At 61.0% G+C, this 12641-nt stretch carries 10 protein-coding genes; 5 read left to right on the top strand and 5 right to left on the bottom strand.

The window, feature by feature from the left end:
• Positions 1 to 123: 123 nt before the first annotated feature.
• Together ACP7EW_RS08055 and thrC are read left to right on the top strand one after the other, a co-directional pair.
• The gene (locus ACP7EW_RS08055; RefSeq protein ID WP_010207988.1) at positions 124 to 1428 is read left to right on the top strand and encodes a homoserine dehydrogenase; all 1305 of its coding nucleotides are present in this window, start codon (positions 124 to 126) and stop codon (positions 1426 to 1428) included.
• Positions 1429 to 1495: 67 nt separating this feature from the next.
• Positions 1496 to 2905, top strand: a complete 1410-nt coding sequence (gene thrC / locus ACP7EW_RS08050) for a threonine synthase (RefSeq protein WP_033898581.1) — start codon at positions 1496 to 1498, stop codon at positions 2903 to 2905.
• An 88-nt stretch (positions 2906 to 2993) separates the two neighbouring features.
• Here thrC and ACP7EW_RS08045 read toward each other — a convergent pair whose 3' ends face one another.
• Positions 2994 to 3194, bottom strand: a complete 201-nt coding sequence (locus tag ACP7EW_RS08045) for a hypothetical protein (RefSeq protein ID WP_426216288.1) — start codon at positions 3192 to 3194, stop codon at positions 2994 to 2996.
• Positions 3195 to 3508: 314 nt separating this feature from the next.
• Between ACP7EW_RS08045 and ACP7EW_RS08040 the strand changes: the two genes are divergently transcribed.
• On the top strand, positions 3509 to 3793 hold the full coding sequence (locus ACP7EW_RS08040) for a DUF3509 domain-containing protein (RefSeq protein ID WP_033898579.1): 285 nt from the start codon (positions 3509 to 3511) through the stop codon (positions 3791 to 3793).
• Between the two features lie 170 nt (positions 3794 to 3963).
• Here the strand turns inward: ACP7EW_RS08040 and ACP7EW_RS08035 are convergent, their stop codons facing one another.
• Positions 3964 to 4830 (bottom strand): TIGR02285 family protein, encoded by an 867-nt coding sequence (locus ACP7EW_RS08035; protein WP_426216286.1) that lies wholly within the window; start codon positions 4828 to 4830, stop codon positions 3964 to 3966.
• On the bottom strand, positions 4830 to 6029 hold the full coding sequence (locus ACP7EW_RS08030; RefSeq protein WP_426216284.1) for a CaiB/BaiF CoA transferase family protein: 1200 nt from the start codon (positions 6027 to 6029) through the stop codon (positions 4830 to 4832). Before ACP7EW_RS08030 ends, ACP7EW_RS08035 begins: the two co-directional genes overlap by 1 nt.
• Before the next feature lie 149 nt (positions 6030 to 6178).
• Here ACP7EW_RS08030 and ACP7EW_RS08025 point away from each other — a divergent pair, with 149 nt between their 5' ends.
• Positions 6179 to 6721: a YaeQ family protein gene (locus ACP7EW_RS08025; protein WP_016977727.1), complete on the top strand. Its 543-nt coding sequence runs from the start codon at positions 6179 to 6181 to the stop codon at positions 6719 to 6721.
• A 60-nt stretch (positions 6722 to 6781) separates the two neighbouring features.
• On the top strand, positions 6782 to 8491 hold the full coding sequence (gene recJ / locus ACP7EW_RS08020; RefSeq protein ID WP_177073939.1) for a single-stranded-DNA-specific exonuclease RecJ: 1710 nt from the start codon (positions 6782 to 6784) through the stop codon (positions 8489 to 8491).
• 178 nt (positions 8492 to 8669) lie between these two features.
• On the opposite strand, the gene ACP7EW_RS08015 is transcribed toward recJ, so the two are convergent.
• Positions 8670 to 9950: a virulence factor family protein gene (locus ACP7EW_RS08015; RefSeq protein WP_426216282.1), complete on the bottom strand. Its 1281-nt coding sequence runs from the start codon at positions 9948 to 9950 to the stop codon at positions 8670 to 8672.
• On the bottom strand, positions 9950 to 12592 hold the full coding sequence (mprF, locus tag ACP7EW_RS08010) for a bifunctional lysylphosphatidylglycerol flippase/synthetase MprF (protein WP_028617801.1): 2643 nt from the start codon (positions 12590 to 12592) through the stop codon (positions 9950 to 9952). Before mprF ends, ACP7EW_RS08015 begins: the two co-directional genes overlap by 1 nt.
• Between the last annotated feature and the right edge of the window lie 49 nt (positions 12593 to 12641).

Below are 12641 nucleotides of genomic sequence, written 5' to 3'. Positions count from 1 at the left end.
ATCGTCGAAACGTCGACGATCAAGGCTCGCTGACACGTCGGCGGGTCGTTAATTGCAAGCCGCAGTCGTGCGGCTGTTTTCCACGGCCGACCTAGCGTCGGCCGTTTCATGGGGAGTTCTTCAGTGAAACCGGTCAAAGTAGGCATCTGTGGGTTGGGGACCGTCGGTGGCGGCACCTTTAACGTACTTCAGCGTAACGCTGAGGAAATTTCCCGCCGTGCAGGTCGCGGGATTGAAGTGGCGCAAATTGCCACGCGTTCGCCAAAGCCTCAGTTCGAAACGACCGGTATTGCGATTACCAACGATGTCTTCGCCGTTGCCACCAACCCTGAAATCGATATCGTCATCGAGCTGGTCGGCGGTTACACCGTGGCCCGTGAGCTGGTGCTCAAGGCCATCGAGAACGGCAAGCACGTGGTCACTGCCAACAAGGCGCTGATCGCCGTGCACGGCAACGAGATCTTTGCCAAGGCGCGTGAGAAGGGTGTGATTGTCGCGTTCGAAGCCGCCGTGGCCGGTGGCATCCCGGTAATCAAGGCGATCCGTGAAGGCCTGTCCGCTAACCGCATCAACTGGGTGGCCGGTATCATCAACGGCACCGGTAACTTCATCCTCACCGAAATGCGCGAGAAGGGCCGTACCTTTGAAGACGTGCTGGCCGAAGCCCAGGCCCTGGGTTACGCCGAAGCCGACCCGACCTTCGACGTGGAAGGCATCGATGCGGCGCACAAGCTGACCATCCTGGCCTCCATTGCCTTTGGTATTCCGCTGCAGTTCGACAAGGCCTACACCGAAGGCATCACCAAGCTGACCACTGCCGACGTGAACTACGCCGAAGCCTTGGGCTATCGCATCAAGCACCTGGGCGTGGCGCGTAGCACACCGGCCGGTATCGAGTTGCGTGTACACCCGACGCTGATCCCGGCCGACCGCCTGATCGCCAACGTCAATGGCGTGATGAACGCCGTGATGGTCAACGGTGATGCGGCGGGTTCGACCCTGTTCTACGGCGCCGGCGCCGGCATGGAGCCGACCGCCTCGTCGGTGATCGCCGACCTGGTGGACGTGGTCCGCGCCATGACCAGCGACCCGGAAAACCGCGTGCCGCACCTGGCCTTCCAGCCGGATTCGCTGTCGGCGCACCCGATCCTGCCGATCGAAGCCTGCGAAAGTGCCTACTACCTGCGCATCCAGGCCCAGGACCATCCGGGCGTGTTGGCCCAGGTTGCCAGCATCCTGTCGGAGCGTGGTATCAACATCGAGTCGATCATGCAGAAGGAAGTCGAGGAGCAAAACGGCCAGGTGCCGATGATCCTGCTGACTCACCGCGTGCTCGAACAGCACATCAATGATGCCATCGCTGCCCTGGAAGCCCTGCAAGGCGTGGTCGGCCCGGTGGTGCGGATTCGCGTCGAACACCTGAACTAATGGTTTTGCTGCAAGGGCCCCGCAGGTTCGGCGGCCCTTGTCCAAGAATGCTCTAGAGGAGCCAGTCATGCGTTATATCAGCACCCGCGGCCAGGCACCGGCCCTGAATTTCGAAGACGTTTTACTGGCAGGCCTTGCCACTGACGGCGGCCTGTACGTGCCGGAAAACCTGCCACGTTTTACCCAGGAAGAAATCGCCTCGTGGGCCGGCCTGCCGTACCACGAGCTGGCGTTCCGCGTGATGCGCCCGTTCGTCACGGGCAGCATTCCGGATGCGGATTTCAAGAAGATTCTGGAAGAAACCTATGGCGTATTTTCCCACAACGCCATCGCACCGCTGCGCCAACTGAACGGTAACGAATGGGTACTGGAACTGTTCCACGGCCCAACCCTGGCGTTCAAGGATTTCGCCCTGCAACTGCTGGGTCGCCTGCTCGATTACGTGCTGGAGAAGCGCGGCGAGCGCGTGGTGATCATCGGCGCCACCTCCGGTGACACCGGTTCCGCCGCCATCGAAGGGTGCAAGCACTGCGAAAACGTGGACATCTTCATCCTGCACCCGCACAAGCGCGTATCGGAAGTGCAGCGTCGCCAGATGACCACCATCTTTGGTGAGAACATCCACAACATCGCCATCGAAGGCAACTTCGATGACTGCCAGGAAATGGTCAAGAACAGCTTCGCTGACCAGAGCTTCCTGAAAGGCACGCGCCTCGTAGCGGTGAACTCGATCAACTGGGCGCGGATCATGGCCCAGATCGTCTACTACTTCCACGCGTCCCTGCAGTTGGGCGGCCCTGCGCGTTCGGTGTCGTTCTCGGTGCCGACCGGCAACTTCGGCGACATCTTCGCCGGTTACCTGGCGCGCAACATGGGTCTGCCGATCAACCAGTTGATCGTCGCCACCAACCGCAACGACATCCTGCACCGCTTCATGAGCGGCAACCAGTACGTCAAGGAAACCCTGCACGCCACGCTGTCGCCGTCCATGGACATCATGGTCTCGTCGAACTTCGAGCGCCTGCTGTTCGACATGCACGGTCGCAACGGCGCAGCCATTGCCGGCCTGATGGACACCTTCAAAAGCGGTGGCGGTTTCAGCGTTGACGAAGAGCGCTGGACCGAAACCCGCAAGCTGTTCGACTCCCTGGCTGTGGACGATGCTCAGACCTGCGAAACCATCGCTGAAGTCTACGCCCAGACCGGTGAGCTGCTGGACCCGCACACCGCTATCGGTGTGAAGGCCGCCCGCGAATGCCGTCGCAGCCTGGACATCCCGATGGTGATCCTGGGCACCGCCCACCCGGTCAAATTCCCGGAAGCGGTAGAGAAGGCCGGCGTTGGCAAGGCGCTGGAATTGCCAGTGCACCTGACCGATTTGTTTGAGCGTGAAGAGCGTTGCACTGTGCTGGCCAATGACTTGAAGGCTGTGCAGGCGTTTGTCAGCCAGCATGGCAACCGGGGCAAGCCGTTGTAAGGCGCACCGCGCAGACAAAAACGCCGCTTTCCCTTCCTTGGGTCAGCGGCGTTTTTTTATGGCTGGCAGGCCCGCTAGGCGCGATTGTTCATGAGAGTAGCTTCTGCGCGATAGCCATTATGGTTCCGGTTGCCGTGAACATGCCCAGAACGATACCCATGGGATACCAGAAGTTCTCACGGGTTATCTTGTGAGCTTCGGTATTGAGTTTGCGTTGCTCGGCATAGATGCGTGAAATGTCAGCGTGAATCTTCTCCAGCGCAGCCTGTTCTCTGTTGTGTTCCAACATCGTCTTCATCCTTCGCAATAAGGGCCTTTTGACATGCGCTTTTATCTGCGTAGCAGCATTACCAGCGCTCACCGAGTGGAGGATTCACTTCGGGTCTCAGCCCTCGGCCAACCCCAAAACAGCCGCCCATTGCGTTAGCAGTTATGTGCCGCCGTTTTTTCCCTGTCATGTTGCAAGCGCATGCTGGAGTCCGTCACCCCCTGACGGCCCCATAAAGACGATAAAGCGAACTTTCCTACGTCACAAACAGTCACTTAGGATAGATGCAGCTCCCGTTGAAACGATTGTTCCCGAACTATTGAGTGGTGATCGAGATGGAAAGTATCAGCCTATTGCTCGAAGAAGCACTGAGCCCTTATCAGGTTACGCTGACCACCTCTGGTGTGCAGGACGAGTGCCTGGTAACCGTGAAGAATCCTGCTGGCGCCATCGTGGTCGAACGTGAAGTCGACCGCGCCCAATTGATGGACAAGCGCGTGCTGGTGGATGTGGTGGACTGTCTGCTACGCGACATTAAAATCGCTGAAGGGCGCCTGGAGCCCTCGGTCATCGCGGCCTTGCGCAACGCAGCTCAGACCCGCAGCGCCACCGCCGCATGAAGAATTGTTTAACTGTGGAAACTTCCTACAACGTGGCCGGTCAGATTTCGTAACAGCAAGAGCAAACATTGTGCTCCGGTGTTTGTGCCTTGTTGTACTGGTCTTTGTAGGCCAAGTTTAACCCCGAAGTGTCTCCCCACGCTTCGGGGTTTCTTTTTGCCCGCGATTTGTCACGGCTCCGGCGAATCCTGGAAAAAGCTTGGGTTATCCCGCAGATACTGTTCGCGCATGACCGGGTCCAGCCATGAGGCGTAGGACTGCTGTACCTGCTCCTGTGGGATCTCGTGCAATACCTGGTTGATCCGCTCGATGGCCTGGCGTCCCTGAGGCGTGTCCGAACAGCCAATGTGCGTGTGTTGGTAAGGTGCCGAGCCTTGGATGGGGTAAAAGATCAGGTCGTCCGAGGCGATGCCCTGTTGCATCGCGTGATAACGGATTTCCGGCCAATAACCCAATACCGCCTCAAGCCTGCCCAGGCGCTGCATCTGCAACAGGCTACCCAAGGCATCGTTACCGTAATGCAGTGCGAGCTTGTGCGCATCGGCGTGCTTGAGCCGTTCATCGATGACAGGCCCGTAGCTGCGCTCTGCGATGGCACCCACCCGGGTTTTGTGGTCATCGAGGAACGCCTGCAAGTCAAACTGGCCTTGCGCGATGTAGGGCGCCATGGCTTCTTGCTGGTTGCGCCGCACGGTGACGCCATTGCTGGCGACCACAAATGCTTGGCTGGAAAACACGATGTACCTGGCTCGTTCGGCTGTCCACAACAATGAGGGGTCACAGGTGAACGTGGGCTCACGCAGCATTTGCATGCCCCGCGCGCGATTGACGTGCAGCACCTGGTGCCGATATTCCGGCAGGCGTTCGATGAGTATCGGCAGCAACTGATCCAGCGCGCCCTGGCCTTTGCTTGGGCCTTCGAAAATGGTCAGTGGTGGCAAGTCGCGCAATAACCAGACCAGCGTGTCTTCTGCGCTGGCGATCGGGGCCCAGGCGAGTAGGGCACTCAGGCAAAGCTGAGTAAGCCTGCGGACCATCAGATCGCGCCTGCCTCGCGTAAACGCACAATGGCGGCAGCGTCGTAACCCAGTCCGCCCAGCACCACACTGTTATGCTCACCCAATTGTGGCCCGACCCACTCGCAGCTGCCTGGTGTGTCCGACAGCTTGGGCACGATGCCGGGCATCTTGAAGTCCTTGCCGCCAGGCAACTTGGCCTTGAGGAACATCTCCCTGGCCAGGAATTGCGGGTCGCCGAGCATGTCCTCGGCGCTGTAGATGCGGCTGGCGGGTACTTCGGCCTTATTCAGGATCTCTATCACCTGATCCAGCGGTAGCGAATTCACCCAGCGATCAATCACGCCGTACAGTTCATCACGGCGGCTATCGCGCCCGTCATTGCTGGCAAGTACAGGATCGTTGGCCAAATCCTCACGGCCAATAGCGGACATGAAGCGCTTGAAAATCGCATCGCCGTTGGCGCCAATCTGCACATGCTTGCCATCGGCGCTGGTGTGGATCGAGGACGGCGTAATACCGGGCATGATGTTGCCGGTGCGTTCGCGAATAAAGCCAAACACGTCGAACTCCGGGATCATGCTTTCCATCATGGCGAAGATGGCTTCGTACAGCGCCACATCCACCACCTGGCCCAGGCCGCCGTTGACTTCGCGATGACGCAGCGCCATCAACGCACCAATCACCGCCCACAACGCGGCGATCGAGTCACCGATGGAAATACCGGTGCGGACCGGCGGGCGGTCTTCAAAGCCGGTAATGTAACGCAAGCCGCCCATGGATTCGCCCACGGCGCCAAACCCGGGTTGGTCTTTCATCGGCCCGGTCTGGCCAAAGCCGGAGAGGCGCACCATCACCAGCTTGGGGTTGAGGGCGTGCAGGGTTTCCCAGCTCAGGCCGAGTTTCTCCAGCACGCCGGGGCGGAAATTCTCGATCAGGATGTCGGCGTCGGCCAGCAACTGCTTGAGGATGGCCAGGCCGTCCGGGTGCTTGAGGTTCAGCGTCAGCGACTGCTTGTTGCGCGCCTGCACGAACCACCACAGCGACGTGCCCTCGTACAGCTTGCGCCATTTGCGCAGGGGGTCGCCGCCGTCGGGCGATTCGACCTTGATCACCTCAGCGCCGAATTCCGCGCAGATACGTGAGGCAAACGGGCCGGCGATCAGGGTGCCGAGTTCGATGACTTTCAGTCCGGCAAGCGGTTTGGCGTTGAACGGCATGAGGATCCTTGTCTGCGCAAGAGCGGTAATGTGATGCCTTTTAACATAGGCGGGCAGGCCAGTGATAAGGATGATGCAGCGCACGATTCGTTGAATGACCCCGCCATCGGTTAGACTGGCCGCCTTACTCTGTCTCTAGAAGCCCGTTCATGGCCCAGCCGTCCACGACCTACAAATTCGAACTCAACCTCACCGACCTTGATCGCTCGGTGTACGAGAGTGTCAAACAGACCATCGCCCGCCATCCGTCGGAAACGGAAGAGCGCATGACTGTGCGCCTGCTGGCCTACGCCCTCTGGTACAACGAGCAGCTGTCTTTCGGGCGCGGACTGTCAGATGTAGACGAGCCAGCCCTGTGGGAAAAAAGCCTGGATGATCGGGTTCTGCACTGGATCGAAGTCGGCCAGCCCGACGCCGATCGCCTCACCTGGTGCTCGCGTCGCACCGAGCGCACCAGCCTGCTGGCCTACGGCAGCTTGCGCGTGTGGGAAGGCAAGGTCGTGCCGGTAGCGAATAACCTGAAAAACGTACACATCGCCGCCGTGCCTCAGGAAGTTCTCGAGACCCTGGCCAAGGACATGCCCCGCGTCATCAAGTGGGACGTGATGATCAGCGAAGGCACGATGTTCGTCACCGACGACCGTGGCCAGCATGAAGTGCAGTTGCAGTGGTTGGTCGGCGAACGCGGTTGATTGGATCGCCGCCGGTCACCTGTTTTATTTCCGTATCAGAAGAGAAGTCTCCGTCACCCCATGCGTATCGATCCTCGCCCGTTACCCGCCGTCCTGCCGTTTCTCGGTGAATTGCCACCGCTGTTGACCCGTCTCTACGCCGCGCGCGGGGTGCAGTCCGAGGCTGAGCTGGATAAAAGCCTGGCGCGGTTGATTCCCTACCAGCAGCTCAAGGGGATCGACGCGGCGGTGGACTTGCTGGTGACCGCGTTGGAGCAGCGCCAGCGCATCCTTATCGTGGGTGACTTCGACGCCGATGGCGCCACGGCCAGTACCGTGGGCACCTTGGGCTTGCGTTTGCTCGGTGCGGCCCATGTCGACTATCTGGTGCCCAATCGTTTCGAGTACGGCTATGGCCTGACCCCGGAAATCGTTGCAGTCGCCCTGCAGCGCGAGCCGCAATTGCTGATCACTGTGGACAACGGCATTTCCAGCGTCGAAGGCGTGGCGGCGGCGAAAGCGGCGGGGTTGCAGGTGCTGGTGACGGACCACCACTTGCCCGGTGATGAATTGCCGGCGGCGGATGCCATCGTCAACCCGAACCAGCCTGGCTGCGAATTCCCGAGCAAAGCACTGGCCGGTGTCGGCGTGATCTTTTATGTGCTGATGGCCCTGCGCGCACGCCTGCGCAGTTTGGGCTGGTACGAGAATAAGCCTCAACCCAACATCGGTGAATTGCTCGACCTGGTTGCCCTGGGCAGCGTCGCCGACGTGGTGCCCCTGGACGCCAACAACCGCATCCTGGTGCATCAGGGCCTGGAGCGTATCCGCGCCGGTCGTGCGCGGCCAGGGATCAAGGCGATCCTGGAAGTGGCCAAGCGCGATGCCGCGCGTATCACCTCCACCGACCTGGGATTTATCCTCGGGCCACGGCTGAACGCTGCCGGTCGCCTGGATGACATGAGCCTGGGCATCGAATGCCTGCTCACCACCGACGTTGCCGCGGCGCGGGAAATGGCCGCGCAACTGGACGGCATGAACCAGGACCGTAAATCCATCGAGCAAGGCATGCAGCGCGAGGCCCTGGCCCAGCTCAAGGACTTGCCGGTGGAGTCGATGCCTTACGGCTTGTGCCTGTTTGATCCGGAATGGCACCAAGGCGTGATCGGGATTCTCGCGTCGCGTATGAAAGAGCGTTACTTCCGCCCGACCATCGCCTTCGCCGACGCCGGTGATGGCCTGCTCAAGGGCTCAGGGCGCTCTGTGCAGGGGTTTCATATCCGTGATGCGCTGGCGGTGGTTGCGAGCCAGCATCCCAACCTGATCGCCAAGTACGGCGGTCACGCCATGGCGGCAGGGCTGACGTTGCCCGAAGAAAACTTCCCGCTGTTTGCCGAAGCCTTTGATGCTGAAGTGCGTCGCCAATTGCGTGAAGAAGACCTGACCGGTCGTCTGCTGTCAGACGGCACTCTGGCGGTGGAAGAATTTCACCTGGAACTGGCCCGCGCGCTGCGGCATGCCGGGCCGTGGGGGCAGCACTTTCCCGAGCCGGTCTTTCACGGTGTATTCCAGTTGGTGGAGCAGCGCGTGGTGGGTGAGCGTCACCTGAAGGTGGTGCTCAAGACTGAATGCGGTTCGGTGAAGCTCGATGGCATTGCGTTTGGGGTGGACCGTGAGGTCTGGCCGAACCCGACCGTGCGTTGGGTGGAATTGGCGTACAAGCTGGATGTGAACGAGTTTCGTGGGAATGAGACTGTGCAGTTGATGATTGCCCACATCGAACCGCGCTAAATCTCAGCGGTTTTTTTATGGTGAGCGGGCTTGTTGTGGTGAGCGGGCTTGCCTCGCGCTGGGTGGCGAAGCCGCCCCAATAAAAACGCCGTATTCTGTCAGGCAGAATGCGGCGTTTGGTTTTAGGGCTGCTGCGCAGCCCAGCGCGGGGCAAGCCCGCTCACTACAGAGGGGGAGGCTATTCGGCTTTGGCCTGGTGTTTGACGATGATATCCACCAACCGCTTGGCCAGCGCCGGGTAGTTCTCATCGAAGTGATGCCCGCCTGGCAACTTCAGCGCTTCACCCACGGCCGTCTTATCCGTGCAGCCGCTCTCGTCGACCTCTTCCGCACCGTAGATGCACACCACTTTCTCAGGTGGCAGCTTGGCCATTTCTGGCCCAGTGGCGGCTTCCTTGCCGGCGTTTCCGAGCCAGCCTTCCACTTCAATCTCGAAGCTGCCGGTGCGCGCAAACGCCAGCAAGATGATTGCATCCACACGCTGCTGCTCGTTTTCCGGCATACGGTTGTAGATGGCCGGCAACACATCGGCGCCGAACGAATAACCGGTCAATACGAAGCGCTTGGTGCCCCATTTCTGACGGTAGTGCTGCATCAGTTCGGTGAGGTCCTTGGCGCTTTGTTCCGGGGTCTTGTGCTGCCAGTAGTAGCGCAGGGTGTCGATACCCACCACCGGGTAGCCGATCTTGGCCATCTCGCCCGCCACGTCGCGGTCCAGGTCACGCCAGCCGCCATCACCGGAGAGGAACAGGGTGACGGTATCTTTCGCTTGGCCGGCCGGCACTTCAACCACCGGAATCGCCAGGCCGCCGTTGTCCGAACCCACCAGTTGCTTGCGCAACTCGTTGTTCAGTTCTTGCGGGTAGTGAATGTCGTAGTCGCTGATGCTGGTGGTGGCACGCGGAGTGTCGCGTACGAAACTGGCAGCATCATCCTCAGGGTTGTCGTTCCAGGCCACTAGCCAATTGCCGTGGGCGGCCGTTTTCGGCAGCGGGTCCTTGCAACCTTCCTGGGTCATGGCGAAACCGACGGAGATGGCGTTGGCCTTGTCGTCGTTCTGTGCGGCCAACCAGCGCCATGCCAGGCTTGCACCAGGGCCGATGCCGCTGACCAGCGTCGCGGGGCCCTTGAGCTGGCCCAGGGCGCTTTGCAGCGCTTGCTCCTGCAGCTTGCAGTCATCCTTGGGCAGGATCACCTGGACGATCTGCGCCTTGCCGCCTTGGCTCAAGGCAATCAGTTGACTGTCGGTCAGCACATCGGCGGCCATCACGGCCACGGCCACGCGGGCTTTCGGCGTGCCATTCGGGGTGACGCGGGTCATCACCGAACCATCGGCCTGGGGCAATTGCTCCAGGGTCGGCTGCGGGGCAGGGCGGTTCCAGTACCAATAGCCGCCACCCAGGACCAGGGCGAGCAGCACTACAAAGGCCAATACATACCGCCAGGAGCGTCGAATCATCAGCGTTTCACCAATCCAGTCAAGCCGCCCGCGATCAGGGCGGCGGTATCGGCCAGTGCCACCAGCGGATCAAGTCCTGCGGGCACGGCCATGTAACGGGGTTCCCAGTCAGGCTGGAACTTGTCTTTGAAGCGGCGCAAACCTTGGAAGTTATACAGTTGCTCGCCACGGCGGAACACCATCGAACCCAGACGTTGGGTCAACGGGGCGCCGCGTCGTGGTTGCAGGCCCGACAACGGCACCATGCCGAGGCTGAAGCGAGCGTAGCCGTGACTCTTATAGTGTTGAATCAGGCCGACCATCATGAACTCCATGGTCAGCTTGGGCGCGTCCGGGTGGGCGCGCATCAGGTCGAGACTGGCCAGGTCGTGGTTGTAGGTCTCGAGCAGGTTGGCGAAGGCCACCGGGCGCCCTTCGAAGCGAATGATCGCAATGCGAAAGTGCTTGAGGTAGTCGTCGCTGAAGCGTCCCAGGGAAAAGCCTTTTTCCCGCACATTCTTGCCGGTCAGCCAGGCATCGGAGATCACCTTGAGCTCGTCCATCGGCGCGGTGCCCGGTTCGCAGATCTCCAGGGACAGGCCGTCCCGCGAGCCACGGTTCCAGGTGTAGCGCAGGTCCTTCATCTCTTTGCCCTTGGCTTCCAGGTCAAAGCGTTTCAGGTCGACACGGGCTTCTTCGCCCAGCTTGATGGCGGTGAGGCCGATGTCCATGTAGTACGGCAGGTTCTCGGCGCGGACCTGGTAGAACACCGGGCGCGCGTGGTGGATGTCGCACAGGTCACGGAACTGCCAGATCATCTCGGCCCGCGGCTGGGTCGGGCCGATCGGGTCGTACAACGCTACCAGGCTACGGCCGCGACGGGCATACATCAGGAACGCTTCATCATTGGGGTGGAACAGCAGCGCCTTGTCACCGGTAAGCGCCAGGCCACCGTCGGGCTGGGACGAGGCCATCAGGATCTTGCTGGCGCGCTCCAGTTCGTCGGGGGTGGGCAGGTGGATCACCGGGCGCGCGGTGCGTAGCAGCCAGGTCAGCGACACGATCACCAGCACCACAGCTGCGCCGAGCAGCGAGCGCAGGCCGCGTGGGGCGTTGGCGTCGAGGGTGAACTGCCACCACAGCTGATGGCTGTAAGGCACGTCTTGATAGGCGAACAGCAGCAGCCAGATCGAAGCGCCCAGCACGCAGACACTGGCCACCAGGTACAGCGGCGAGAAGGGCAGTTCGGTCAGGCGGCTGGCGCGATAAAACGAGCGTCGGAAGATCGCCAGCAGGATCGCGGTCATGGTCATCAGGCTGGCTTCTTCCCAGTCGAAACCCTTGAGCAGCGAGAGCAGGGCGCCGACCAACAGCAGCACCATGGTCAGCATCCAGGCGGCCGATAAGCGTCGGCGCAGGCCCTGGGCCAGCAACAGGCACAGCACGCCGATCAGGCTGGCGCCAAAGTGCGACGCGTCAATCAGGCGGTGGGGAATCAGGAAGCCGATGTTTTCCAGGCGTGAGTCGATTTCGGGCGTGGCGCCAGAGAACAGCAGGACCACGCCGGACAAAAAAACCAGTACGGCCAGCACTGGCGCGGCCAGCCCAGAGGCAACCCGCAGGCTTTGCTGGGTCTGGAACAGTCGCTGCGCTTCGTTGACCAACAGGAACACGCAGGCAATCAACAGCGGCAGCACCACATAGATCATGCGATACAGCAGCAGGGCGGCGGCCAATGGCGCGGCACCCAGTTTGTCGGCGAAGGCCGCCAGCAGGATCGCTTCGAATACACCCACGCCGCCCGGGACATGGCTGAGTACACCGGCAGCCAAGGCCAACAGGTAAACAAGCAGGAAAGGACCAAACGGCGGCGCTTCCGGCAGCAGCATATAAAGAACAGTGGCAGCAGCGGCCACGTCCAGCGCGGTAATGATCAGTTGCAGGAAGGTCAGGCGGCGACCCGGCAGGCGCAAGGTACGACGACCGGCTTTGACCAACAGGTTATCCGGGTAGGGTTGTTCCGGCAGGCGACGGCGATAAATGCCGATGCACAACACCGCCGACAACAACAGCACCGCGCCAGCAATACCGCCCAGTACGGCCTGTGGCAAATGCAGGTAGGTCGATGCTGCGGGCAGGTTGCTCAATGTCGCCAATGCAGCCAGCGGCGGCAGTGCAGTGCCGAGCGCCAGGCTGGCGAACACTGTCATGTGGGCGACTTCAGAAGCCCCGATGCCATGGCGCGCATATAAACGGTAACGCACCGAACCGCCGGAGAGCATCGACAGGCCAATCGCATTGCCGATGGCAAACGCGGTAAAGCCACCCAGGGCCAGGGTTTTGGCGGGCAGGTTCACGCCCGCGTAGCGCGCACCGGAAAATTCGTAGCCCAATAGAATGACGAAACCGGCCACGGCCGCCGCAAACGCGCCGAGCAGGGCGGGCTTGGGCACTTCCAGGATCGAATCGTGGAGGGCGTAGAGGTCCAGTTCCAGCAGCAGGTGGCGGCAGGCGATCAGGGCGATGGCGAACAACAATAGAGTGACGGCCAGCCCGATGGGTTGCCGGTACTTGCTCACCAGATCCAGCCAACGCAAACGGGTGGGTGTGATCGGTTGTTCTGCTGTGACAGTGTCTTGTGGTTCAGACGAGTTGGCGCGCATCAATCACCTCGTGGATTGTGCGCGACAGGATGGAGGTATCCAGCCAAGT

Source organism: Pseudomonas sp. DWRC2-2 (assembly GCF_049897885.1).
Taxonomy (GTDB): domain Bacteria; phylum Pseudomonadota; class Gammaproteobacteria; order Pseudomonadales; family Pseudomonadaceae; genus Aquipseudomonas; species Aquipseudomonas azotoformans_A.
Note: the sequence above shows the minus strand (reverse complement) of the source record. Positions and strands in the feature narration are given on the sequence as shown.

Bases quoted from the DNA above. Each gene is read 5' to 3' on its own strand.
- thrC (WP_033898581.1), top strand. From the start codon at position 1,496: ATGCGTTATATCAGCACCCGCGGCCAGGCACCGGCCCTGAATTTCGAA.
- ACP7EW_RS08045 (WP_426216288.1), bottom strand. From the start codon at position 3,194: ATGTTGGAACACAACAGAGAACAGGCTGCGCTGGAGAAGATTCACGCT.
- ACP7EW_RS08040 (WP_033898579.1), top strand. From the start codon at position 3,509: ATGGAAAGTATCAGCCTATTGCTCGAAGAAGCACTGAGCCCTTATCAG.
- ACP7EW_RS08035 (WP_426216286.1), bottom strand. From the start codon at position 4,830: ATGGTCCGCAGGCTTACTCAGCTTTGCCTGAGTGCCCTACTCGCCTGG.
- ACP7EW_RS08030 (WP_426216284.1), bottom strand. From the start codon at position 6,029: ATGCCGTTCAACGCCAAACCGCTTGCCGGACTGAAAGTCATCGAACTC.
- ACP7EW_RS08025 (WP_016977727.1), top strand. From the start codon at position 6,179: ATGGCCCAGCCGTCCACGACCTACAAATTCGAACTCAACCTCACCGAC.
- recJ (WP_177073939.1), top strand. From the start codon at position 6,782: ATGCGTATCGATCCTCGCCCGTTACCCGCCGTCCTGCCGTTTCTCGGT.
- ACP7EW_RS08015 (WP_426216282.1), bottom strand. From the start codon at position 9,950: ATGATTCGACGCTCCTGGCGGTATGTATTGGCCTTTGTAGTGCTGCTC.
- mprF (WP_028617801.1), bottom strand. From the start codon at position 12,592: ATGCGCGCCAACTCGTCTGAACCACAAGACACTGTCACAGCAGAACAA.